Origin of the sequence: Pseudomonas putida, from assembly GCF_050989985.1 — a bacterium.
GTDB classification, from domain to species: Bacteria; Pseudomonadota; Gammaproteobacteria; order Pseudomonadales; family Pseudomonadaceae; genus Aquipseudomonas; species Aquipseudomonas putida_AI.
Window position 1 is genome coordinate 2,866,126 of the sequence record NZ_CP158815.1, and the last position, 23,943, is coordinate 2,890,068.

Here is a 23,943-nt window from a genome sequence, read left to right on the forward strand (position 1 = left end):
CATGAAGAGTCTACTCCCGCTTAACAGCACTCAGCTCGAACGGGCGATAGAAGCAGCTGACGCCGAGATTCTCGATGTGCCGTTGCGCTCTCTGTACAACCCGGACACCTGTCCGGCACATCTGTTGTATCACCTGGCGTGGGCCTGGTCGGTGGATCGCTGGGATGACACCTGGTCGGAATCGGTCAAGCGTTCGGTGATTCGTTCGGCGTTCTTTGTACATGCCCACAAGGGCACCATCGGTGCGCTGCGTCGTGTGGTCGAGCCGTTGGGATATCTCATCGAGGTGCTTGAGTGGTGGCAGATGGTGCCGGAGGGCACGCCCGGCACCTTTGCCCTGAAAGTCGGTGTGCTCGACACCGGTATCACCGAGGAAATGTATCAGGAGCTGGAGCGCCTGATCGATGACGCCAAGCCCGTGTCCCGGCACCTGATCGGTTTGGCGGTGAGCCTCGAAAGTCGAGGCCCGCTAATGCTTCATGCCGCGCTCTACGAGGGCGACGTGATCGACGTGTATCCGCCTACCCAACGTGACATCGAAGTCAGCGGCGTTATCGGCCGTGGCGGTCGCGACCATACCATCGACACCCTGGAAGTATTTTCATGATCGACCAGAATTCTCAATTTTTAGCCATCCTGACCAACATCGGTATCGCCAAGCAGGCGAAAGCCGACGCGCTGGGCACGCCGTGGAAAATCACCCACATGGGCGTCGGTGATGCCAATGGCACCGAGCCACAGCCCTCTGCAGCACAGACAGCGTTGATCAATGAGCGCCGCCGTGCGCCGCTGAATCAACTCAAGGTCGATCCGGTGAACGCGGGGATCATCGTCGCTGAGCAGGTTATTCCTGAAGATGTCGGCGGCTGGTGGATTCGCGAAATCGGCCTGTACGACAGCGACAACGATCTGGTCGCTGTGGCCAATTGCGCGCCATCGTTCAAGCCTTTGCTGACCCAGGGTTCCGGTCGCACGCAAGTGGTACGGATGAACCTGATTGTCAGCAACGCCAGTAACGTCGAATTGAAAATTGACCCCAGCGTGGTGCTGGCCACTCGGGCCTACGTCGACTCCAAGGTGCTGGAGGAAATCTACAAGCTCGACAGCAAACAATCGGTGCGGGTGGCCACCACGGCCAACATCGTGCTGGCCGGCCTTCAGACCCTCGACGGCATTCCCCTGGTTGTCGGTGATCGCGTGTTGGTAAAGAACCAAACGGTGGCCAAGGATAACGGCGTGTATGTCGCGGCAGTTGGGACCTGGGCCCGTGCAGCCGATGCCGATAGCAGTCCTGAAGTTACGTCGGCGCTGTTGGTGTCGGTCGAGCAGGGCGCCACCCTGGCCGACACCCGTTGGCAGTTGGTCACGGATGGGGTGATTGTCCTCGGCACCACGGCGCTGACGTTTCAGAATGTGACCCAGGGCTTTGCCCCAATCAATTCACCGGTACTGATCAACCCGACGTCGAACACAGTCGCCCAATTCGACAACACTAAAGCGCTGGCCACCACCGAGTTTGTGCAGCGTGCGCTGGGTAGCCTATCGGGCGGCCGTTCGATCAACGTCAGCGGCGCAATCACTTTGGCGCCTGCAGACGTTGGGCAGTTTATTTCGGTGGCCTATGGGGCAGCTCAGGCCGTGACGTTGCCGGCACTGGCGGACGTTCCGGTGGGGGCAACCATTGCTCTACATAACCCTTCCGGAGTGGACAAGACGGTTTTTGGTGCCGGCAACGATAAGATCAGCCCAGATGGTGCGCAATATGGCTTTGTCACGCTGCGTTATGGTGAAACGGCTTTTTTCACCAAAGAGACTGGTGTGTGGCGGCTGCATGGCAGCTCAGCGCTGAGGTATTCCAAGGCGCTGGCCGGGGCTGACTGGACCACACAGCCGCTGTTCGATAACACGAAATCGCTGGCGACGACTGAATACGTCATGCGTGCGGCCGGTAACTATCGTGGGTTCACCAGTTTGACGTCGGCCACCACGCTCACGGCAGCGGCGGTCGGCACGGTGGTGACGGTGATCGGAGCCTTTAACGTGAACCTGCCAGCGACCAGCGCGGTGCCGTCGGGTAGCGCGATCAGCTTTCGCAACATCGGCACCGGTGTGGTTAACGTGGTATGTGCCGGGACTGACACGATCAATGGCGGTACCACCAACCAGCTCGCGAGCATCGCTTTGCAACCGGGTGCCACGTTGGAGCTGGTCGGTAACGGCGCGACGGCCTGGTGGGCTGATGGCTCTGCGCAACTGCAATACGGCAAGGTGTTTGGCTTCACCCCGGATCAGTTCGACAACAGCAAGTTGCTGACGACGGCTGAGTTTGTGCAGCGGGCGTTGGGTAGCTACTCGGCGTTTGTGCCATTGGGCATTAGCACGGCCCTGACAGCCGCGCATGTGGGCAACTTTATTGCGCCGACTGTTGCCGGTCTAACGTTCACCCTGCCGGCCACGGCCGGGCTTCGCGCGGGGTCCAAGATCAAGCTTTATGGCAACAGTGTTGGTGCGACGATCCTGCCGCCCAGTGGCGTGATCACGCAAAACGGCGTGGCCCGCGCCTCGCTGACGTTGGGGGTGACGGATACGGCGGAGTTCACCTTGACCCTCGGGTCGGGCTGGTATTGTACCGGCGGTTCGCTGTCGCTGGTAGGGGCGTCGGTGTTTGAGGCGGTGTTAGCCCCTAACGGTTATCAGCGGAACCCTTCGGGCCTAATCGAGCAATGGGGAACGGTATCTGTTCTTGATAACTCCGAGCAGACTCTTACCTTGCCCATCGCTTTTCCTAACGCGATTTTAGGAGCTAATGCATCTGTGGCCATCGCCGGAGCGGCAGGCCCCGGCGAGTTCGCCACCGCTGGTGCGCGGAAGAACGGTAGTAGCCTCAGCACCATCCTAGTAAACGCGAACACGGGCCCGACCACGGCGGTAACTCAAACCGTAACCTGGCGTGCTTGGGGGAATTGATCATGATCTTTTTTAGTGCCACTGAGCTTGGCTTCTACGACAACGCCATTCATGAGTCTATGCCAGAAGATTGCGTTGAAATCTCTGCAGATTATCGCGTTGAGCTGTTACTAGGGCAATCGGCGGGTAAAGTCATTACTTATGGTGATGATGGCTACCCGGTACTGATTGATCCGCCGCCTTTGACGCCTGAAGAGGCCGCCAAGATCGAGCGCGCCTGGCGTGACGCTTTGCTGGCTGCAACGGATGGCGTTGTAAGCCGGCACCGTGATGAGTTCGAGGAGGGTGGCGAAACAACGCTGGCTGCTGAGCAATATGCAGCGCTTCAGGCTTTCCGGCGAGCCCTTCGCAACTGGCCGGAGTCTGGTGAGTTTCCTCTCGCGGAGCATCGCCCGCCGGCGCCGGATTGGCTGGTTGATCAGCTCACATAACGCCCCGTACTGATGGGGCGTTTTCTTTTCCGATACACGCAACACGAACACCCTCATAGCCTCGCACCTGCGAGGCTTTTTCGTTTCTGGAGATCGAGCCTTATGAGTTTCTTTCACGGCGTGACCGTCACCAACGTCGACACCGGAGCCCGGCCCATTGCCTTGCCGGCGTCCTCGATCATCGGTCTGGTCGATACCTTTACCCCCGGTCCCACGGCCAGTGCCAAAGTCAATGACTTGTTGCTGATCACCAATGAGCGCGAGGCGATTGCCGCGTGGGGGCCGGAGGCGGCCATCACCAAAGCCTGCCAGGCCATTTACACCCGAGCCAAGGCGGTGATCGTCGCTTGCGGTGTAGCCAAGCTGACGGATCCCGCGGAACAGACCTCGGCGATCATCGGCGGTGTTCTGGCGGACGGTAAGCGTACCGGCCTGCAAGCGCTGCGCGATGGTAAAAGCCGGTTCAACGCGCAGCCGCGGTTGCTGATCACTCCCAAACACAGCGCGACCCAGGCAGTGGGCACCGCCCTGGTGGCCCTGGCTGACAAGCTGCGCGGCCTGGCCATCCTCGATGGTCCGAACACCACCGACGAGGCGGTTATCGAATACGCCGAAAACTTCGGGGCGAAGCGCGCCTTTCTGGTCGATCCCGGCGTGCAGTATTGGGACACCACCGTCGATGCAACCGTCGACGCACCGGGCTCGGCCTGGGTGGCCGGTTTGTTCGCCTGGACTGACAGTGAGTACGGCTTCTGGGCCTCGCCATCGAACAAGGAGTTTGTTGGCATCACCGGTACCGGCCGCCCGATTGAATACCTCGACGGCGACGAAACCTGCCGGGCCAACCTGCTCAACAATGCCAATATCGCGACGATCATCCGTGACGACGGTTATCGCCTGTGGGGCAACCGCACCCTGGCCAGCGACCCGAAATGGGCGTTCGTCACCCGTGTGCGGACCATGGACATCGTCATGGACGCGATCCTGTACGGCCACAAATGGGCGGTCGACCGCTCGATCACCGCGACTTACGTCAAGGACGTGACCGAAGGCTTGCAGGCGTTCATGCGCGACCTGAAAGCCCAAGGCGCGATCATCAACTTTGAAGTGTTCGCGGATCCGGACCTGAACACCGCCAGCCAGCTGGAGCAAGGCAAGGTGTTCTGGAACATCCGCTTTACCGATGTGCCGCCGGCCGAAAACCCCAACTTCCGCGTCGAAGTCACCAACCAGTGGCTGACCGAAGTCCTCGACACTGCCGCTTAAGGAGCCGCACCCATGGCAATGATTCCCGAAACTCTGGCGAACATGAACCTGTTCGCCGATGGCGTCAGCTTTCAGGGCGATGTGCCCAGCCTGACCCTGCCGAAACTCACGCTGAAGACCGAAGAGCACCGCGGCGGCGGGATGGATGCACCGGTCGAGCTGGACATGGGCATGGAAAAACAGGAGGCCGGTTTTACCACCACTGGCGTGCGCCGCGAGTCGCTGAAGTTCTTCGGCCTGGCCGATGGGACTGCGTTTAACGGCACGTTCCGTGGTGCCTTCAAGGGCTTGAAAGGCAGGATCACGCCGGTGATCGTCACCCTGCGCGGCACGCTCAAAGAGGTCGACATGGGCGACTGGAAGGCGGGTGACAAGGCCGAGATCAAGCACAACGTGGCCGTCACCTACTACAAGCTGGAAGTCGACGGTCGCCTGATCTACGAGATTGACCCGCTCGGCATGAAACGCGTGATCAATGGTGTCGACCAGCTCGCCGCGCAACGTTCGGCCCTGGGCCTGTAAGGAGTTTTTCCGATGAGCAATACAAACAAAATCCCGGCCTGGCTGGACCTGCGTGCCGATGCTGTGACCGTGACCCTGAGCAAGGTGATCGAGGCCAATAGCGTGCAGGTCGACAAGCTCACCCTGCGCGCACCGACCGTGCGCGACATTCGGGCGGCCACCCAGGCCAGCAATGGTGATGACGAGCAGCGCGAGCTGATCCTGTTCGCCTCGCTGGCCGAGGTCAGCCCCAACGATCTGGAAACCCTCGCGCTCAAGGATTACACCCGCCTGCAGGCCGGCTATTTTCGCCTGGTGCAGGATGACGAGCTTTGACCCGACGGTGCAGAAGCGGCTGGCCAAGCGATTGGCCGCCGAACTGAATTTTTCCGCCACCGAAATCGAGACCATGCGTTTTGATCGCGTGGTTTGGTGGTTGTCGGATTGAAGCTAGGGGGGTAGCGCATGGCAGGCAAATTAGCGCTCGCGCTGGAAATTGGCGGCGCCGTCAACTCTTCGCTGGGCGCCGCCTTCAGCTCGGTCGAAGGCCGGATCAAGAAGCTGGAGGACAAGGGCAACCGGGCCAAGGTGTTGAAGAACACCATTGGCGAAACCATGCGCCTACGCGATGAGTGGAAAAAGGCGCATGACAGTGGGGCGGCTTCGGCGGCCGGTCTGCTGCGCAAGCTCGAAGGCAACCTCGACAGTTTGCGCAAGCAGGGCGTGCAGGTCGGAAACCTGCGCAAGGAATACCAGCAGCTGCAGCGGGTGGCCAAGGGCACCGATCTGCAGCTCAAGGGGCAGCAGCAAATCGAGCAGGGCAAGGCCGGGCTCAAGTCGAACGTTGGTCAGGCCGTGGTCGGTGTCGGCGCCTTGGGCGTGGCGGGCAAGGTCAGTGCGGATTATCAGGCGATCATCCGTGACATCGCGATCAAGTCCAACGTGGCCAATCAGCCAGAAGAAGCCGCAATGTCGCGCACGGTGATTCAGACCGCGCAGGACACCGGTATGGCCCGCAACGACGTGGCGGACCTGGTCAATCAATTGGTCGGTGCCGGCATGGAACTGGACAAGGCACTGGCCTATGCCCCGGTGGCAGCCAAGTTCGCCATCGGTCAGGGTTCCAGCGGCGTCGACACGGCGAGCATGATCCAGGCGCTGCAACAGAACGCCAAGATCACCGATCCCAAGGAGATGCAAAAGGCCCTGGAAGCCATTGCGCTGCAAGGCCAGGCGGGCAGTTTTGAAGCCGCCGACATGGCCAAGTGGTTTCCGCAACTGTTGGCCGGCATGGAGAAGAACGGCAGCACCGGCTTGGATGCCGTAGCCTCGCTGGGGGCCATGCTGCAGGTGCAGATGAAAACCGCCGGTGGTTCGGACGAGGCGGCCAACAACCTGAAAAACTGGATGGAGAAAATCGGCTCCGGGGACGTGGTCAAAGCCTACAAGGATGCCGGTATCGACTATCAGGCTTCGCTCAACACCGGCATCCAGAACGGCATGTCGACCCTGGAATCCAGTTTCGCCCTGGCAATGAAATACGTGCAGGCCACCGACCCGGCCAAGGCCGCGAAAATGGCCGAGGCACAAGCGAAGATCAGCAAGGAAACCGATCCCGAGAAAGCCAAGGCGATGCTCGAGGCGCTGGAGAAATCCCTGCGCACCGGTGACATTTTTGCCGACATGCAGGTTAAGGCGGCATTGACTGCCTATTCGGCAAACCGCGGGCTGTATGAGGAACTGAAAACCAAGGTCAAGGGCAAGGACGCCGAGGGCATCCTCGACAAGAACCTGGCCGAGCGCCGGGAGACATCGGCGCAGACCTGGGCCGAGACCGCCCAGGCGGTGAACGATGCCATGCGCAGTGTTGGTGATGCGATCCGTCCGGCGACCGACCGGGTGGCCAAGGGCATTACCCTGGTGGCGCACAAGCTGACCAGCCTGTCGGATGGCTCGCAATCCGTGGTGTTCGGCATCACTGCCATTGTGGCGGGGTTCGTCGCGCTGAAAACCGCGCTGAACGGCCTCAAGGTGATCCGGGGGCTGGCCAATATGGGGCGCGGTGCCGTGCTCAGCCGCGGCGGCAACAGCGGTACCGGCGAGGTCAACACCGGCAACAAGGCGGTCGATGCCGGTCTTGGCGTGCTGGGCAAACTGATGGGGGCCAGCAATGATCCCTCCCGCGGGACGGGGAGCGAGCCGCAGCGTGTATTTGTGGTCAACGCCAGTGCCTTCGGTGGCGTAGGCGCGAGTGCTTCACCGGCGGGACCTGGGCAAGCTTCACGGCGCAGTCGACGCTCGAGACGGCGGCCGGCCAGCGCCGAACCGACTCCGCGTCGAGCCGCGCCGTCGGTACCGAGCGCGCCGGGCAAGGGGGTTGTGGCTTCGCTGGCAGGTGGTGGACAGCCGAGCACATCGGCGGCGGGACCGGAGCGAGCCTCGCGGCCGAGTTGGTTCTCAAGGCAACGACCGACCGTCTTCGAGCCGACGTCGCGACCTGTCGTACCGTCGGCACCGAGCGGGCCGGGCAATGGCTTCGCGTCTTCGCTGACGTCGCTGGCCACCGCCGAGGCCGGTAGTTTGGGCAAAGCGGTCGGCACGTTAAGCAAGGTCACTCAGTACACCAAGCGGTTGCCCGGGGGAGCCGCACTGGATGCCGGCGCCATGGCGCTCGACACGGCGATGAACGCCACCACGACGGACGAAAAGGCCGAGGGTTACGGCGCTGCAGCCGGCAGCTTCGGTGGAACCCTGGCCGGTGGTGCGGCCGGTGCGGCGCTCGGAACTTTGATTCTGCCGGTCATTGGCACGGCGATTGGTGGGGCCATCGGTGCGGCTCTCGGCGGCATGGGCGGCGAATCCCTCGGTGGCTTTCTCGGCAAAAGCCTGTTTGGCAGTGACGATTCCGACAAGGGCAGCAAGGCTGCAGCACCGGGTGATGTCACTCGTTCGCTGGCCGACGCCACACCGGTGCCTGCGAGTGCGCCGGTCCTGGCCAAGGCCGTGGAGGCGCCCAAGGCCACAGCACCGCAGATCGACCAGAAATTCACCTTTTCGCCAACCATCGGCGTCACGGTGCAGGGTGATGTGAAAGACCCGGCACAATTGGCCCGCGAGCTCGCCCCGTACCTGCAGCGGCAATTTGACGACTTTGCGCGTCAGGCCGCAGCCCGACAGCTGTCCGACGAGCCACACGTTTAAGGAGGGAAGATGCCCTACATGGAGCAATTGCAATCCGGATTAAAGAACCTGGTGGACGCCGGTGAGGCGGGGCGAACCAGCCTCGATGGCATGCTGGGGCCACTCACCGGCGCGATCAGCGACATGACTGGCGCCGCGAGTGAACTGGAGGGGCTGCCGATTATCGGTCCCGCCATCGGCGCCAAGTTGCAGCGGACGATGAGCGTGATCAACGCGGCGCAGTCCCGGGTCGGGGAGGTCGCTGCTAAATACGGTCAGGTGGTGAGCGCCGCCGGGCAAGTGCAGGAGCGCCTCGGCACCCTCAAGGAGCAGGCGGCCAAGGCCAATGCGGCGGCCAATCGCATTGCCGGTCAGATCAGCCCGTCCCTGGGCAACATCTTGCCGACGGGGACATTGGTGCAGCCGACCACTCCCGGGGCGGAGGCAGTGAAGCCATTTCCGCATCTGCTGATCCTGCAGCCGCTGCAACCGAATGCCCAGCCGTACTACTTCAATCTGGATACCGCGGCCTTCGATGAGCTGCGCCGGCAGACGTCGTTTCGCTGGGCCGGTCAGGAGCGCCTGACGCGCAGCATCGCCCAGCAGGCGGTTGGGCAGGGCGAGGACAAGTTGAGCCTCAAGGGTGCGATTTTTCCCGGGCACAAAGGCGGGCTCAAACAACTGGACACCCTGCGCAGCATCGGTCGCACCCTGCAGCCGCTGACCCTGACCACCGGTTACGGCGAAGTGTTGGGCACCTGGTGCTTGCTCAGTGTCGATGAGGAACAGTCGCACCTGCTCGCCGGTGGCATTCCCCGGAAACAGACCTTCAGCCTGGAGTTTGTCAGCTATGGCAATGACCTGCAGAACGTCTGACGGGGATCTGCTCGATGTCCTCTGTCAGCATTACTACGGCCATCTCAATGGCAGCGTTGAGGCGGTGTTGGGCGCCAATCAAGGCCTGGCCGATGAGCCGCAACCTTACCGGGCCGGGGTACTGATTGTCTTGCCGGATCTGCCGGTGACGACCGAGGCACTGATTCAATTGTGGGATTAAGGGTCTACACTCGCTTGGCTTGATTTATCAAGCTCCTTACTTTCTAACCCGCCTTATGCGGGTTTTTTTTTGGAAAAATCCATGACTCCCATGTTTCGCATCGTAGCCGATGGCGCGGATATAACAGCGCTGATCAACGACCGGCTGTTGATGTTGCGCACCTCGGACAAACCCGGCATGGAGTCGGACGAGTTCGAGTTGCGCATCGATGATCGCGATCAGGCCGTCGCCTTACCCAGCCGCGGCGCGCACATTGAGGTGTACCTGGGTTATACCGGCCAGGCCCTGACTCGAATGGGGCGGTACACGGTCGATGAAGTCGAGTTGTCGGGTCCACCGGATACCTTGGTGATTCGCGGCAAAGCCAGCGATATGCGCGGCAGTGGCAAGACCACGCGCAGTGGTAGCTGGGAGAACGTACCGCTGCAGCAGATTGTCAGCAACATAGCGGCGCGCAATGGCTGGGAGCCGGTGTGCCCGGTGACCACCAAGGTACCGCGTGTCGATCAGTTCAATGAATCGGACTTCCATTTCATCACCCGGCTGGCCAAGCAATACGACTGCACGGCCAAGGTCGGCGAGGGCAAGTTACTGGTGCTGCCGCGCCAGGCCGGGCAGAGCGCGAGCGGTAAAAACCTGCCTACGGTCGCAATCGGCCGAGCGGATGTCAGCCGTTACCAGTTCCGTCTCGGTGACAAGTCCACGCACAAGGCCGTGCGGACTAAATCCCAGGACAAGAAAACCGGCGCGCTGCAGGTGGTGGAGTTGGACAACGACGACGCACCGACTGGCCTGCCACCGGTGCACACCGATCGGCACATCTACCCGAACAAATCTGCCGCCGAGCAGGCGGCCAAGGCCCGTCTGGCCGCCTTCAATCGCAGCACTGCCGGTGTGCGCTTGGAAATGCGCGGGCGTACCGATCTGTTCGCGGAAATCAGCATCAGTGCGCAGGGCTTCAAGGTCGGCCTCGATGGCGAGTACCTGGTGGATTCCGTCGAGCAGTCATTCACCCCGTCGGGCTGGACCACCGCGGTCGAGTGCAACGGCGGCAAGAAAGGCAAGGCCACGGCCAAAGGCAAGAAGAAAAAGGGCCAGCAACAGCTCAAGGTTGTGAATCTCAAATCCTGACGGCCGACGTGGCCACACCTGGAGAATCCTCTATGTCGATCACTGTGCAGCAACTGCTGCAGATCCTCCCTAACGCCGGCGCCAAAGCCGGCGTTTTTGTTCCTGTCCTCAACACCGCGCTGCAGCGCTATCAGATTGTCGGCCGCCAGCGGGTCGCCGCGTTCGTCGCGCAGATCGGTCATGAGTCTGGCCAGCTGTGTTACGTACGTGAAGTCTGGGGACCGACTCCGACCCAAGCCAAGTACGAAGGTCGGGCGGACCTCGGTAATACCGTGCCCGGCGATGGCTTCAAATACCGCGGCCGTGGCTTGATTCAGATCACCGGCCGAGCCAACTACCGAGGCTGCGGCGAAGCCTTGAATGTGGATCTGATCAGTCAGCCGGAACTGCTCGAGCAACCGCAGTACGCCTGCCTGTCGGCGGCGTGGTTTTGGGCGAGCCGGGGGCTAAACACCCTGGCCGACGCCGGTGACTTCGACAAAATCACCCGCAGGATCAACGGTGGGCAGAATGGTGCGGCTGAGCGCCAGGCGCTGTATGCGCAGGCGTTGAAGGTGTTGGTGTGAACAGTCCAGCGTGGAGGTCGGCGGGTCTATTGATGTTGGTGCTGGTGTCCGCCGCCGGTGCCTGGCAGGTACAGGATTGGCGCTACGGCCAGCAACTGGCTGAACTGGTCCGCCTGCACCAAGCCGATCTGAACGCCATCAGCAATGCCGCCAGCACTCAGGCCCGAGCCGATCAGGAAAAACGACTAGCCCTGGAACAGCGTCTCTCGGTCAGCGACCAAAACCACTACAAGGAGTTGAGCGATGTTCAAACCAACCAGGCGCGTCTGCGTGATCGCCTTGCCACTGTTGATCTGCGGCTGTCAGTCCTCCTCGCCGAGGATTCAACCGCTGGCTGCTCAGTGCCAGCCGGTACCGGCGCCGGCGGCGTGGTTCATGGAGGAACGCGCGCCCAACTTGACTCAGCGCATGCTCAACGAATTATCGGCATCACCGATGCCGGCGACCAAGGATTGATTGCCCTGGCGGCCTGTCAGGCCTACGCCAAAGCCGTCTCAATACCGAAGTGAAAAAGAGCGGCCGGAAGTGGATGCGTCAACATCCAAACCGGCCGCCGTCCCTGCAGACTGTCCCTGCAAGTCCAGCCAAGGCTCTTACTCCGTGCACGAAGCGCGGCGAGCCTAGCACCTGTTTATATATACAGTAAAGGTCTTGCTCCCTATGTCTACTCCCATCATTCCTTGGATGGGTGGCAAACGCCGCCTGGCCGACCGTCTCATCCCGCTTTTTCCGCCTCACGAATGCTACGTCGAAGTCTTTGCCGGCGGCGCCGCGCTCTACTTCATGCGTCCCCAGCCGTCGCCGGTCGAAGTCCTCAACGACATCAACGGCGACCTGGTGACGCTCTATCGCGTCGTGCAGAACCACCTCGAAGAGTTCGTGCGCCAATTCAAATGGGCGCTCAGCTCACGCCAGGTGTTCGAGTGGCAGAAAATGACCCGCCCCGAAACCCTCACCGACATCCAACGTGCTGCCCGCTTTTTCTATCTGCAACACCATGCTTTCGCCGGCAAGGTCACCGGGCAGACGTTTGGCACCGCTACCACCGGCCCGGCCATCAACCTGTTGCGGATCGAGGAAAACCTCTCGGCCACCTGGCAGCGCTTGTCCGGCACCTACGTCGAAAACCTCCCTTGGTTGGAATGCGCGGAACGCTACGACCGCGCGCATACCTTTCACTATATGGACCCGCCTTACTGGCAGACCGCCGGCTATGGCGTGGACTTCCCGTTTGAAAACTACGAGCGGATGGCCGACTTCATGCGCCGCTGCAAAGGCAAGGTTATGGTCAGCATCAACGACCACCCGGATATCCGTCGGGTGTTCGAAGGCTTTCATTTCGAAACACTCGACATACGTTACTGCAACACCAACCAGCGGCAGGGAAAGTCTGATTTGAGCGGTGAGCTAATAATCATGAACTGGGAACCAATGGCGCTGGGTGGTTTGTTTTAAACCACGACCTTTCGTGGGCTGCATTCGACCCAAAGCAGCCCTTCTTGACGGGCGGAGGTCAACCCAACGCATGACATCATGGAGCGCAACTCAGCTTTTTTCTGCCTTGAGCGATAGGACCTCACGCCCTGGTTGATCAAAAAGCGAAAACGGCCGCAATGAGAGTTAAGATGACGCTCGCCGTGAGGATGGCAACGGAGTGCCGGCTAGTAGCCAAAACGCGTCGTTCAACGGGGAATTTAATGTCTCGCACTTTCATGTATGTACGCGTCAGTACCCCGGATCAATCCCCCGCGAATCAGGTTCGGGAAGTCGAAACTGCTGGATTTACCGTGAGCGAACGCCGACTTGTTGTCGAGTGCATCAGTGGCAGCGTAGCAGTGCATGAACGATCGGGGTTCTCAAAACTCATGGATCGTCTGGAGTCGGGCAGCTCTTTGATCGTTACTCAACTGGACGATCTGGGCCGGAACCTCACGGATTTTCTATCCACGATTGAACGGTTAGCCAGCAAAGATATTCGTGTGCATTGCCTAGCGTTAGGCGTAATGGACTTAACCAGTCCAGTAGGAAAAATGGCGATGGGGATTTTGGCGGCAGTCGCCAAGTTCGAAAAAGACATGCTGGCCGAGCGTACCCTAGCGGCGCAATCCCGAGCCCGGGAAAAAGGTTTGAGGATAGGACGACCAGAAGCGTTGTCAGCGAAAAAACAGGAGGCGGTGTTGGCTCAACTCTCTGCTGGCACATCTGTTCCAACGCTTGCAAAGACGTTCAACACCTCTCGACAGACCATAATGCGGATACGCGATAGGGCGAGGGCCGCGGGTACACTAAAAACGTAGACTGCCGTTTACTGAAATGAAAAAGCCCGCATGGGCGGGCTCGGGATCACAACAAACGGCGCTGGTCCATCAGCTGCTTACGAGTCTAGATGAATTCCGCTAAGCCACAAGTCGACCCATTAAAGACCTTCGCGAAAGGCTGCTACTGGCCGAAAGCAGGCGCTCGCCAACGGCTAACTTGGCCGATAGCGGAAGTAGAAGCTGTCACAGTTCTACACTGAATCCGCTTAGGCCCACGTTGTCGGCAAAGCGGCCGACGGCGGTCAGGCTGGCCCAGGTGCGCACCTTCTCCCGGCGTGAGCGCACCGGCACCCAGCGCGCGCCGCTGCCACCGAGACGGATCGACAGTCCCCAGTCCGGCCCGCCGGCGACCTTGGCCACCAGGCACTCGCGCACCGCGTGTTGTTCGACCAGAGCGCGCAATACCTCTTCCTGAATGCCTTCGCCGATCACAGGGGTTCCTCCTGCCGACGCGCCGTGGCGGCAGCGTCGAAGACGCCATACAACGCCTGAATGCTTCCCGCGTCCAGTGTCTCGATCGTCTCCAGACGCAGGACAAACCCGAAGGCGCGATCACTGGCACACCACAATTCATCAGCGCTGGCCGCCTGACGGATACGTGCGAGGAGCTTCAGCGTTTGTACCTTCACCGCCGGCGGCAGGTTCAGCCGGTGCAGCGGGTCGCTGATAACGTTACTGCTGCTCATCAGAGCCACCCGGCGTGACGGCCCGCGTCCAGGCGCTGGCTTAAATCCCGACCTTGGCCCCGCGACAGCACACCGGCCACCACCAACCCCCAGAGGAAGCCACGTAACCGATTTAGCGTGCTAAGCAGGCCAGGGTGGTTCAGGGCCTCATAACGAAAGGCTTCAACTTGCGGACGCAACAAGGGCAGCACCGCTTCCGGGTCCGCCAGCGCGATGAGGTCATCAAAGTACTGATTAACGGTCTCGATGGCGACTGAGTCAGTGACGGATGCAGGCATGGTCAGCGTCTCTTCGAGTGAGTGGCGAGTTGTATGTAAAACCACACTGCCGGGTAATGGTAGACCAGCCAGGGCAGGGCTGGTTTCCATGGCCAAAGAAAAAGGCCCCCATGCCTGGCGCAGGCGTGGGGGCCTTTTTCACATAAACGGTGTTACTCGTAGTGCCGCTAGCCCTTCGCCCAGTCATACACGCGCTGGTTGATTTCACCCAGGCCACCGTCGCGGGTGATCCATTCTTCCCCGCTGCGTCTGCACTGCGCTTTTAATTCCTCGACACTGATGCCGTGAAAGGTCGCGACGGTCGGGGCCAGTTGCTCCGGGGCATCGCCGCCGTCACGCAGGGCCACAAACATCAGGTGATGCACCGGCCAATTGGCGTACAGGTTACTCGGCTCGGTCATGGTGATAGCGCCTTCTGGGGGATATCCCATTGTAGGCTTTACCAGGTCCAGCATCGGATTATGGATAGATCGAGCTGTTTACAGATGAGTCGGTCGGTGCGGAAAAATTTTTCTGATTGGGGGTAAAGATTTTCCGGCTCTACATCAACTATGACCCAGCGGATCCTCAGGCGTCATCAGCACCGCCAAAGTCATCTTGCTGAACTCCTCGTTTCGATCGATGGCGGTCAATGCACCGCGCACGTTGGCGCCGACTTCGCCTGCCCCGCACCGCTCTACCCAGAGGGTGAGTTCCAGGATGGCCGCCTCGAGGGCTAGTTGGTTTTCACTGAGCTTGAACAGCAGGGAAGGGAGCAGGTCTAATGTTGGCATCGCGAATCCTCCGTGGACAGTTCAGCCTAGCAGTCAATAATTGACGTGGGAAAGCTGAGTGATAAGTCTTTACTGGACTAAAAGTCTGCAATCGTTAAAAGCGGACGTTCGAGATTGTTTTCGGTCAGAATGGCATCTCCAAATTAGGTGAAAAAAGGGCTGAATCCCCAAGGCTTGCACTTCTAGTACTAACATTTTGCACTTGCAAAGGCGCGCTGACGTGAGAAGGTGCAGCAAGGTAATTGAAAGAAAGGATTTCAATGCTTGGTCTCACTTATCCCCCTGAGCCTCCCGGTGACTGATAACTGTTGAAAGAGCAAGGCTTTTTCAAAGAATGAGCCGCGAACACTGACTTCCAATTTCGTCAACCAAAGAGACGATGCCCCCAACGCGACCGGAGACGGCACAGAAAATGCCCTGAGAGTGAATGACTGAATTTCGCTTTTCGACTTTTTAGCCCTCAATGACCAGCTTTCAAGACCATCGAAATACTTTAATATGACCAAATTCGCCAACAGGTGGTTGATAGTTTTTTTCTATTGCTTGAATGTGTGCCGATAAATTGGAACGCACGCAGCCAATAGCCAAAGAAGTGGTTACGGAAAGGAATCGACATGGGAAAACTTTTTGGCCAGCGCACTATTGATTCAAAGAAATACTGGAAAATTAGAAAAGTACTCTATCAATATCTTTTTAAATATCGTAGTGCCAAGCATGTTCTGAAAGATGGCGTGAAAGCCGATTTTGTCAATGCGATTTCTCTTTTTCGGACTTTCAAGACAACGCTGAGATCATTAGTCGTCGCGATTGTAATTTCAGGAGCGCTGTTTTTTGTTAATCGATGGATCTCTCCGATACTGGTAACTTCTGGTTGGCGGGTACCCGATGATGGCGATTACGTAACTTTCCTTTCTGCTGTAGCTGGAATTGGTGGTGTATTTATCGGTCTGTATTACGCAGCTCTGACATCCGTCGGAAGTGCCATTTATGCAAAGGTACCAAATAGTATTAGGGATCTATTGGCTAAAGAAAGATCCGGAAGTGTTTATATGACGTATCTTTCGACGTTAACTCTATTATGCGTTACGTTGATTGCATGTCGAGTGGTAGGTCTTCCAAGAATGATCGTGGCAGTTCCTTTTGTGGCAATACTGGCGGGAGTCGGTATAGTTGCATTTGTAAAGTTAGGAAAAACAGCGTTTAACCTTTTCGACCCAACTGCGTTGTCTCATCATATATTTGAGGATTTCAACAAGGCAATTTCAATTACCATGGCAAACGGTCCCCATTGGACCGACCCGTCCTTCCAGCATCATGCCCACAAAGTTGCCAGTAGGTGCATCGAAACATTAAGGCTGCTTCTAGAGATAACTATCAAGGAAACACATCAGAATGGACGGCCTCTAACTCAGTTGTCTTGCCAAGTATTGATTTTTTTATCAGCTTATGAAAAATTCAAACTGAAAATCCCATCTGATAGCCACTGGTATCCGCAGCAACATAAACATCGAGACTGGTACTCCACAGCTGCCCATAGTGTCATGGTCGCACATCGGACTGGCACAACCCTACAGCCCGAAATGACTAGGTCGCAGTCCTGGATTGAACGGCCGCTTCAAACAGATATTCTACGGATACTCTCAATAACTATTGCGCAGGGCAGGCACCTTGATGTATTGAACCTAATCAATCATCTTGATCATTACATTCACACTCTAGCCATTAATGGTGGTTTAGAAAAAGCATTTGACTTTAGTTTTGAAGTTTCTGATGTCGTCATCCAATCGATAAAATTGCAAGCATCAACTGAGTCTGCTTTAAAAGATCTTGAAAAATTATCAATCATTGAAGGGATTGCAACTCTTCCTATCACTATCGCCTTGGCAGTGAGTCAGCATGTTGAGCATACTAATATCGAAACTATCACGGACTCGCTAACCAAAGTTAACTGGAGAGCAAAAGAAACACTCTACTCAATAGGTTTGCCACCATATCTCTTGCCACAGGGGGAGTGGCTGCTGACTCGACTGACGATGGAGTTATTTTCTGAGGGTCAAGTGATATCTCCTAAGTGGTACCAGAAGGACATCTTAAATCTTGCGCTTGCCAAAACGTTAGCTGATCAGATTTCATTATTTTCGCGTAAATCTATTGATTTTTATGCAAATATATCGGGAAGATTTGTCGAATATGAAGAGAGATGGCTAAGAGCTTGTATTCAAAGTCGCGAGTATGAGTTTTGGCATAAGGCTGAGTACACTCAAAGAGCTTTGGGCGAGAGCTGGGATACTTCTACGAATTCACGAGCTTTAGCTGGGTTGCCGTGGCCTATCGTGAAAAAAAACGATATTGAAAATGCCATTGTGGATAGAAAAAACGAACTTATTCTTTTGATGGCGCACCAGGCAAAATTGTTAATCATCGATCCGGTGGAAAGTCTTCCGGACTATTCAGGGCAGTTTTTCTTTATTATTGGAGAGTCATTTCTTGAGGCTCTATGCAATAACGACGAAACGCTTTCAAGCTCTATATTTCAAACGTATATGATTGGGTGTATTGCTCGCTTCGAAAAACTTAAACCTGCAGCTGGGGTTACGGCAGGATTGGAAGAGTCATTTCGGACTGCTGCTGCATGTTTGTTGGATCTGATGGAATTAAGCGGCTATGCAATGTTGCTGTCAGAGCTTCATGAAAATAAAGCACTATGGGAGCAGGTGCAATCTTCTTGGTCGAATTTAGTAGCAGGGAAAGCTGGCGAAACTATAAAGGCATATTTGGCATTAGTAGTGCAATTAAATGGCAGCGGCTTTGGTTTGCCATTGAGAGCAGAGCTAAGATTTGAATGGGAGCGTCGGATTTGGAAGCAATTCAAAAAGCTCGCAGTTGAAGAGTCAGGTGAGCGCTATGGTATGGGCACGAGATATCGTTTTGTACATGAAAGTCCATTAATACGTTCTATAAATATCAAGCAGCTCGACAGGCTGCCCAGTGGCTACGATTTGTTTATTGTTGCTTGGTATATAAACCTTATAAGCCCGCAAGAGCTTCAGCTGGATTGGAAGCAAGAAGCACTTCTAAAAGCAATCAAAAATGGTAGGGGTAATGGAGAGGGGCTTGGAGATTAATATGAGTACTAGCCTTCGTGTAGCGCCCAAGCTAGCCCCTTTTTTTCGATCCCTTAATTCGGAACCCCGAGAACATCATCCGTATGCACAAATGTTTAGAGAAGACATTGTCACCGGAATTATTCCAATAGGTGGGCGAAGCCGAAATCGCCCTGATTTCGCTATCGAAATCGAAGGGGCGGAGGACAACATCAAGATAGCTAAAATGCTTATTGGTTCTTTTTCAGATAGAGGTTCTCACAATTTAAAGGAAAGTTTTTGTTGTGCGATTGAAGAAATAGCCAGATCAATTTCGTGGGAAGTAACCTCGAAATTTGAGGTTGTGATAGATGGGCACGCTGCAGTATCTCACCATGTATCATCTCGACGCACATATCGACTGCCATTCTACACAGTGCAATTTGTACCGATTGAAGAGCGCGAAGTCTGGAAGCGTCGAATACTTTACTGCAATAACAAATATATATGGTCCATAACAATTCCCAAGTCTCTGGGCGGAGCAGGGGGGTTCAAGAAAACCATCAAGCGTTTGGAAAAAATTCCGCCTGGATCAATGCCGGATTTTGTCGTTCAAGACCTAAATCGAAGTATTAACTCATCTGGTTTTGACTTTGGTGTCTATTCTGCTCAACAGATTATATATATAAATAAGGCTACTTTGAAATGGGGCTGGCATCGCCGTGACTGGTCGGATGATAAGCAATGCGAATATTACCGGGCGTACAAGAGGGCGATGTTTAAGTATTCTCAAAGCCTATTGCGGGAGCACATTACAGCTGAACTCAACAAGCTTCTTTCACGACTCCGTATAAACTGCTCTATTACGGTAAAGGGCTTAACATCATCGTCTGATATTATATCCGCCGTTGGAAAGCTCACCACTGGAGAAATTAAGTTTACTGAGATTTATGATCTGATTTTCGACTAAAAAGGTGGGTGCCATAGGCCTTCAATGGCATCAACTACTGTGCCAGTTTTAGTCAATATATTTGAATTGGATTAGTGAATAGCGGGGCGCGAATAGATTATGCTCTCCTGACTCGGATTGCCACGCTAAGGTACGAGATACCGTTAGCCCCTAGCCCCTAGCCCCTAGCCCCTAGCCCCTAGCCCCTAGCGCAGATGCTCATCTGTTCAATTGATTAGAGTGACGGTAAGGCAGCGTCACCTATGCTAACCGCCTCTAGGTTGAGGTAGTTACGTGGCAGGGGTAGCGGGTGTGGACGACGAGGCGTTCGCTACTTGGGCTGCTTTGGCTGCTTTGGCTGCCAAGGCAGTTTGCATCGCTTGAGCCATGGCCCCCGAGGGCGCTATGTGCCTTTTCGCTCGAATACGAGATTTAGGGGCGGGCACGCCAGAAACCGGAGCCTGGGGAGTGGCGATAGCTGCGGTTGAGGCTGTAGCTACGGGTGCATATGCTGTAGGGAATATGCTCGTAATTGAATTATGCGGATCACGAACTGTAATGCCCCACAGCCGTCGTCCGTCGTTCGAACAGTGATACTGCAACTTTCTGATGCGCTTGGTATAACGCTGGACGATTAGGTCGAAATTTTTGTGAGTGTGAACGTTATTGAATGGGCCATTGCAAACAGTACGGCCTGCAATTGGGTATAGGATAGTTGAGCAAATTAGATCCGCAATTTGCAAACAGGCATGATTGTTACTGACGCCGAACACTGCCGTTTCCTCGATAGACGGGTAAGCATCTCCACCATTACCGAGCTTGTGTTTTTGCGTGAAAATTGAATGCGATACATATTGATTTCTTGCTGGATCGCGAAAATCAGCAATCATCATTCCTCGCGATTCTTTGTCAATGAGGTAGTGTTGGAATCTTTTTGCAATATGCTGCGCCGTCATTGAGTATATCGTGCGATCATCCAATGGTGTTTGATATGCTTTCACCCAAACACGTGATACGACCTTTACATCATGGCTATTGCATAGCGCCAGAACCCCATCTAAAAAGCGTAGATGGTGTTGAACCTTCGGGGTGGAGGCGTCTAATTTGCGAATATCCGCTCTGATGTCAGATCCTTTGATCTCTGTTAGAAGCACATCCAGCGAGTGAGCAACAGTTTTAAAGCGATTAGGATAGAAGTTGCGCTTTAATCGAATAAAGTCATCAGTAAGTCTGCTGATTCGTGCGGCGTCAACAAACAGTCCCGCAACGATAAGCATTGGCTGCTCTTCGTGAGTTGGGTGGTTTACTGCTTGCGAATCGCCGGACTCATCTATATAGCAGATGTACATATATGTCCCTATAAAATAAACAGCCACCTATTGGTGGCTGTGGTCTGCTTTCGCAGTAGGTTGCGTCGGACTTAACCGGCGCTGGGATACAACCCCGAGGGGCTGCGCCGCAAATATTGTGATCTAGCCTTTTTTTTGTCAAGAGCAATTTATGGCGTGCTGCCATCTTTTTTGCCGGCTCGTTCGTGCGTCCTCCCTTGATCTGTAGAGGTGGAACGCTCAGAAAGTCCAATCTCTTGTGGTCTGTGTGAAATTTGCTACACGGCGAAGAAAAAAATGAGAATAGGCCAAGTGGAACGTGGCTTTGGGGGATTGTTAGATCCAATCCATCATTGGGGATAGAGCAAGTGCCTAGCCAGGCAGGCAAGCTCTTTCGGTTAGGGCTGGGGCTGTGGGTATAAAAAATTAGCAGAAGTATTCAAGCCGTAGCGCAAAACAGCAATGCCCAGCTGAACTGTGGCGAGACTTTTGTTCAGTCGAGGGACGCTGATGAACAGCAAAATTTTGTTCCGCAACGCTGAGTAAGGTAGTCGAATTACGCGACCTCCAGCGCTATGGAAATCAGTGATTTGAGGAAATAAACTCAAGCTAAGATATTGAAATATAGAGGTTTATTCGTGGACTTAAAATCCCCCGCTCGTAAGGGCGTGCCGGTTCGATTCCGGCTTCGGGCACCATCTAAAATCAAGGGTTTGCGAGCGAAAGCTGATGCAAACCCTTGTTTGTTTCTGGTCCGCAATTTTTATGTTGCTCCGCAAAAAACCAGGGCATCGCAATGCCGGGCGCCCGGCATACATCACTCGCACGCCGTGCTGACAGCCTTCTCGGCGCGCTGGATTTCCTGTTTGACGTCGGTGGTGATGCGCTGCTCTTTGAGTTGTTGACCGAGGAAGGGTTGTTCGCCCCGAGATCTCACTTCTGCATCCGTTGCCGCAACCTTGGCTTCGACGGTTGCAGAGTGTTCCGAAATGACGGCCTCCACCTCTTCTTTGGTGTTGGCGGTATCCAGGGCGTGGATGAGTTTGCCCACTTCGGCCTTTTCTGCCTCGGCGTATCCTTCGACAGACAATCCAGCGGCCATGGCCCGTGCCTGGATCTCTACACCCTTGAGATGCTCCTGGGCTACATGACACAGCTCATCCTGTCGCCGATTCTTGATGTCCTGCCACGTGCTCAAACCGTAAGCCAGGGCACCCGCACAAGCCACCACCACAGCAGCGCCAATCAATCTGCCTTTCACGTTCACGTACTCTTGAAAGAGGAAAGAGGAGATCGTTCGATTCTGTTTTAGAGTTGAAATACTAGCTCAGGACGAGGGGGGAGGGTTACCGGATATGTTTCAGGCAAGCGGAAAAAAAATGCAGGAGCGAGCAAGCCCGCTCCTGCACGCAGAGTTGGTTCAGTTGTGTTTGTCCAGCCCAGCCTTGCGCCGGTCATTGCCGTCAGGATTGCCGCTATTGATCAGACGTCTTTCCAGCAGAATGTTTTGCAATGCTTGGCGATCCAGCGGGTCGAGTTGATGCTCTCGCTCCTTGAGTTCCAGCAGGATCGGGCTGGACCATTGGCGATAGGTTTGTTCGGCACTACGAATGGATGACATCGCTTCCTCCTTATCAGGCTCCTGCCAATAAAGGCGCCGCAGTTCAATACGAAAGAGACCCTAGTTGAGGAAGCCGGTAGTTGCCAATGCAGCCCGTCGGCACTCAGTCCTGCTTGTTCCAGACCCCTGTCTTGGCGGTACGTTGGACATAATCTGTAAAGGTTCGCGCTGGGCGACCCAGCGCCCGTTGCACGCCATCGGCAATCGGTGTGTTGCGACCATCGAGCACCGTAGTGAACAGGTACAACACCAGATCAATCACCTCGGGTGGCATTTGCTCCTGTTCCAGTGCATGCCGATAGGCGTCTGCCGGCACGGTGGTGAAAGCAATATCGCGCTGCGTCGCGCGGGCAATTTCGGTGACGGCCTCTGCAAAGGTCAGCGCCTGAGGGCCGGTCAATTCGTAGAGTTGGCCGTTGTGGCGGGATTGGGTCAGCGCGGCGACGGCGATTTCGGCAATGTCTTCCACATCAACGAAAGGCTCGGCGATATCGCCAACAGGCAACACCAGCTCCCCTTGCAGGATCGGTTCAAGGAAGTGCGCTTCACTGAAATTCTGACAAAACCAACTGGCCCGCAGGATGGTCCAGTCGACTCCGCTGTTTTGCACGACGCGTTCGGCCTGCTCCGCCTCCGCTTCCCCGCGACCCGATAGCAGCACCAGCTTGCCGACTCCGCTTTCGACTGCCTGCCGGGTGAAGGCCTGGATTGTCTCAAGGGCGCCGGGTACGGCGATGTCCGGTTGAAAGGAGATGTACGCGGCATGGACGCCATCAAGGGCTGCGGCCCATGTTGAGCGATCCTCCCAGTCAAAGGGTGGGGTAGCCCCGCGGGAGCCCAGTCGCACGGATTGGCCGCCTGCTTCGAGTTGCTGAGCGATACGCCGTCCGGTTTTACCCGTGGCGCCAAGAACCAGGATCGTTTGTTGATTGCTGTTCATCGCGTCCATCTCCCTCGTTAATGTGAGTAGTACTCACGTTTAAAAAAGATGATAGATCCTCATGTTTAGTCGTCAATCGACGACGAGAGAAACCCGACGGATGGACATGGGCTATTGGGCGCAGCGAAGCTGGGTGCTAAGGTGAGCCAATGTCATGTTTTCAGATCGGGGAGCACAGCCGTGCCCAGGAAAACCAGCGAAGTGCTCGACCAACCAGTTGAGCCGACTCGACGCAATCCCACACAGCAACGCAGCCGCGAACGTCAGGAGCGCATCCTCGGCGTGGCGACCGAGTTAATCGCGACCAAGGGCAGCGATCAGCTGAAAATGAGTGAAATCGCCGAACGTTCGGGGATTTCCATCGGCTCGCTGTACCAGTACTTCCCCGATAAAAGCTCGGTGATTCAAACCCTTGCCGAGCGCTACAACGCCGAATGCCGTTGCTGTATCGAACAGGCTCTGGGAGCGGTGGTAGATGTGGCGGGGCTGCAGGCGGCCTTTTCCGACTTGCTCGATCAGTATTACGAGATTGTGCTGGCGACGCCTGCGATGCGGGACATCTGGTGCGGTATGCAGGCCGACAAGCAGCTGTTGGCGCTGGAGCTGGAGGAGAGTCGCGATGCTGGCGGTTTATTGGCCGATGCAATGTTGAGGGTGTACCCACATTGCGATGCGCAGAAGGTCCGCGAATCGGCGTTCCTGATCTGGCATCTGGGTGAGGCGACCGTGCGCCTGGCGATCTCCTGTGCGCCGCAGGAGGGGCGGGGATTGGTCGAGACGTTCAAGCGCATGTCATTGCGCGAGATCATGCATCCACCCGTTTGAAACCGTCCATGGCGCCTGCATCCGGCGACCAGGCCAATCGAGG

At 56.3% G+C, this 23,943-nt stretch carries 27 protein-coding genes; 18 read left to right on the plus strand and 9 right to left on the minus strand.

Features of this window, described 5'->3' with window-relative positions:
• Nucleotide 1 precedes the first annotated feature (1 nt).
• The 15 genes from ABTV29_RS13340 (at nt 2) to ABTV29_RS13410 (ending at nt 13,396) form a co-directional block, all read left to right on the plus strand.
• The gene (locus ABTV29_RS13340; RefSeq protein ID WP_433770902.1) at nt 2-607 is read left to right on the plus strand and encodes a phage tail protein I; all 606 of its coding nucleotides are present in this window, start codon (nt 2-4) and stop codon (nt 605-607) included.
• Nucleotides 604-2,967: a phage tail protein gene (locus tag ABTV29_RS13345; protein WP_433770904.1), complete on the plus strand. Its 2,364-nt coding sequence runs from the start codon at nt 604-606 to the stop codon at nt 2,965-2,967. Before ABTV29_RS13340 ends, ABTV29_RS13345 begins: the two co-directional genes overlap by 4 nt.
• Before the next feature lie 2 nt (nt 2,968-2,969).
• Nucleotides 2,970-3,398 (plus strand): phage tail assembly chaperone, encoded by a 429-nt coding sequence (locus ABTV29_RS13350; protein ID WP_433770906.1) that lies wholly within the window; start codon nt 2,970-2,972, stop codon nt 3,396-3,398.
• A 102-nt stretch (nt 3,399-3,500) separates the two neighbouring features.
• The gene (locus tag ABTV29_RS13355; protein ID WP_433770908.1) at nt 3,501-4,664 is read left to right on the plus strand and encodes a phage tail sheath subtilisin-like domain-containing protein; all 1,164 of its coding nucleotides are present in this window, start codon (nt 3,501-3,503) and stop codon (nt 4,662-4,664) included.
• 12 nt (nt 4,665-4,676) lie between these two features.
• Nucleotides 4,677-5,186, plus strand: a complete 510-nt coding sequence (locus tag ABTV29_RS13360) for a phage major tail tube protein (protein ID WP_433770910.1) — start codon at nt 4,677-4,679, stop codon at nt 5,184-5,186.
• 12 nt (nt 5,187-5,198) lie between these two features.
• Entirely contained in the window at nt 5,199-5,501 is a 303-nt protein-coding gene (locus tag ABTV29_RS13365) for a phage tail assembly protein (protein ID WP_433770912.1), read from the plus strand.
• A complete protein-coding gene (locus tag ABTV29_RS13370) occupies nt 5,488-5,613 on the plus strand; it encodes a hypothetical protein (protein WP_433770914.1) in 126 nt (41 codons plus the stop codon). The genes ABTV29_RS13365 and ABTV29_RS13370 overlap by 14 nt, the downstream gene beginning before the upstream one ends.
• 17 nt (nt 5,614-5,630) lie before the next feature.
• A complete protein-coding gene (locus tag ABTV29_RS13375) occupies nt 5,631-8,366 on the plus strand; it encodes a phage tail tape measure protein (RefSeq protein ID WP_433770916.1) in 2,736 nt (911 codons plus the stop codon).
• A gap of 9 nt (nt 8,367-8,375) precedes the next feature.
• Nucleotides 8,376-9,221: a phage tail protein gene (locus ABTV29_RS13380; RefSeq protein WP_433770918.1), complete on the plus strand. Its 846-nt coding sequence runs from the start codon at nt 8,376-8,378 to the stop codon at nt 9,219-9,221.
• On the plus strand, nt 9,196-9,402 hold the full coding sequence (locus ABTV29_RS13385; RefSeq protein ID WP_433770920.1) for a tail protein X: 207 nt from the start codon (nt 9,196-9,198) through the stop codon (nt 9,400-9,402). The genes ABTV29_RS13380 and ABTV29_RS13385 overlap by 26 nt, the downstream gene beginning before the upstream one ends.
• Before the next feature lie 81 nt (nt 9,403-9,483).
• Complete coding sequence (locus tag ABTV29_RS13390; RefSeq protein WP_433770922.1) at nt 9,484-10,533, plus strand: phage late control D family protein; 1,050 nt, start codon at nt 9,484-9,486, stop codon at nt 10,531-10,533.
• Nucleotides 10,534-10,565: 32 nt separating this feature from the next.
• A complete protein-coding gene (locus tag ABTV29_RS13395) occupies nt 10,566-11,099 on the plus strand; it encodes a glycoside hydrolase family 19 protein (protein ID WP_433770924.1) in 534 nt (177 codons plus the stop codon).
• Between the two features lie 32 nt (nt 11,100-11,131).
• Complete coding sequence (locus ABTV29_RS13400) at nt 11,132-11,608, plus strand: lysis protein (RefSeq protein WP_433770926.1); 477 nt, start codon at nt 11,132-11,134, stop codon at nt 11,606-11,608.
• Nucleotides 11,609-11,759: 151 nt separating this feature from the next.
• Complete coding sequence (locus tag ABTV29_RS13405; protein WP_433770928.1) at nt 11,760-12,554, plus strand: DNA adenine methylase; 795 nt, start codon at nt 11,760-11,762, stop codon at nt 12,552-12,554.
• Between the two features lie 242 nt (nt 12,555-12,796).
• Nucleotides 12,797-13,396 carry a recombinase family protein gene (locus ABTV29_RS13410; RefSeq protein WP_433770930.1) on the plus strand — a complete coding sequence of 200 codons (600 nt, stop codon included), beginning with the start codon at nt 12,797-12,799 and terminating at the stop codon, nt 13,394-13,396.
• A gap of 204 nt (nt 13,397-13,600) precedes the next feature.
• Here ABTV29_RS13410 and ABTV29_RS13415 read toward each other — a convergent pair whose 3' ends face one another.
• The 5 genes from ABTV29_RS13415 to ABTV29_RS13435 all read right to left on the minus strand — a co-directional run bounded on the left by ABTV29_RS13415 (nt 13,601) and on the right by ABTV29_RS13435 (nt 15,154).
• The gene (locus ABTV29_RS13415) at nt 13,601-13,849 is read right to left on the minus strand and encodes a hypothetical protein (RefSeq protein WP_433770933.1); all 249 of its coding nucleotides are present in this window, start codon (nt 13,847-13,849) and stop codon (nt 13,601-13,603) included.
• A complete protein-coding gene (locus tag ABTV29_RS13420) occupies nt 13,846-14,103 on the minus strand; it encodes a hypothetical protein (RefSeq protein ID WP_433770935.1) in 258 nt (85 codons plus the stop codon). Before ABTV29_RS13420 ends, ABTV29_RS13415 begins: the two co-directional genes overlap by 4 nt.
• Entirely contained in the window at nt 14,103-14,381 is a 279-nt protein-coding gene (locus ABTV29_RS13425) for a hypothetical protein (protein WP_433770937.1), read from the minus strand. Before ABTV29_RS13425 ends, ABTV29_RS13420 begins: the two co-directional genes overlap by 1 nt.
• A gap of 167 nt (nt 14,382-14,548) precedes the next feature.
• Nucleotides 14,549-14,782 carry a hypothetical protein gene (locus ABTV29_RS13430; RefSeq protein ID WP_433770940.1) on the minus strand — a complete coding sequence of 78 codons (234 nt, stop codon included), beginning with the start codon at nt 14,780-14,782 and terminating at the stop codon, nt 14,549-14,551.
• Between the two features lie 144 nt (nt 14,783-14,926).
• Nucleotides 14,927-15,154: a hypothetical protein gene (locus tag ABTV29_RS13435; RefSeq protein WP_433770943.1), complete on the minus strand. Its 228-nt coding sequence runs from the start codon at nt 15,152-15,154 to the stop codon at nt 14,927-14,929.
• Between the two features lie 614 nt (nt 15,155-15,768).
• Between ABTV29_RS13435 and ABTV29_RS13440 the strand changes: the two genes are divergently transcribed.
• Nucleotides 15,769-18,279 carry a hypothetical protein gene (locus ABTV29_RS13440; RefSeq protein ID WP_433770945.1) on the plus strand — a complete coding sequence of 837 codons (2,511 nt, stop codon included), beginning with the start codon at nt 15,769-15,771 and terminating at the stop codon, nt 18,277-18,279.
• Nucleotide 18,280: 1 nt separating this feature from the next.
• On the plus strand, nt 18,281-19,207 hold the full coding sequence (locus ABTV29_RS13445; RefSeq protein ID WP_433770948.1) for a hypothetical protein: 927 nt from the start codon (nt 18,281-18,283) through the stop codon (nt 19,205-19,207).
• Between the two features lie 269 nt (nt 19,208-19,476).
• Here ABTV29_RS13445 and ABTV29_RS13450 read toward each other — a convergent pair whose 3' ends face one another.
• The 4 genes from ABTV29_RS13450 to ABTV29_RS13465 all read right to left on the minus strand — a co-directional run bounded on the left by ABTV29_RS13450 (nt 19,477) and on the right by ABTV29_RS13465 (nt 23,075).
• Nucleotides 19,477-20,535 carry a DUF3800 domain-containing protein gene (locus ABTV29_RS13450; protein WP_433770950.1) on the minus strand — a complete coding sequence of 353 codons (1,059 nt, stop codon included), beginning with the start codon at nt 20,533-20,535 and terminating at the stop codon, nt 19,477-19,479.
• 796 nt (nt 20,536-21,331) lie between these two features.
• The gene (locus ABTV29_RS13455) at nt 21,332-21,775 is read right to left on the minus strand and encodes a hypothetical protein (RefSeq protein WP_433770953.1); all 444 of its coding nucleotides are present in this window, start codon (nt 21,773-21,775) and stop codon (nt 21,332-21,334) included.
• Nucleotides 21,776-21,934: 159 nt separating this feature from the next.
• Entirely contained in the window at nt 21,935-22,135 is a 201-nt protein-coding gene (locus ABTV29_RS13460; RefSeq protein WP_433770956.1) for a hypothetical protein, read from the minus strand.
• A 103-nt stretch (nt 22,136-22,238) separates the two neighbouring features.
• Entirely contained in the window at nt 22,239-23,075 is an 837-nt protein-coding gene (locus ABTV29_RS13465; RefSeq protein WP_433770959.1) for an NAD(P)H-binding protein, read from the minus strand.
• A gap of 180 nt (nt 23,076-23,255) precedes the next feature.
• On the opposite strand from ABTV29_RS13465, the gene ABTV29_RS13470 reads away from it, so the two are divergent.
• Nucleotides 23,256-23,900 (plus strand): TetR/AcrR family transcriptional regulator, encoded by a 645-nt coding sequence (locus ABTV29_RS13470; protein ID WP_433770961.1) that lies wholly within the window; start codon nt 23,256-23,258, stop codon nt 23,898-23,900.
• Nucleotides 23,901-23,943 lie beyond the last annotated feature (43 nt).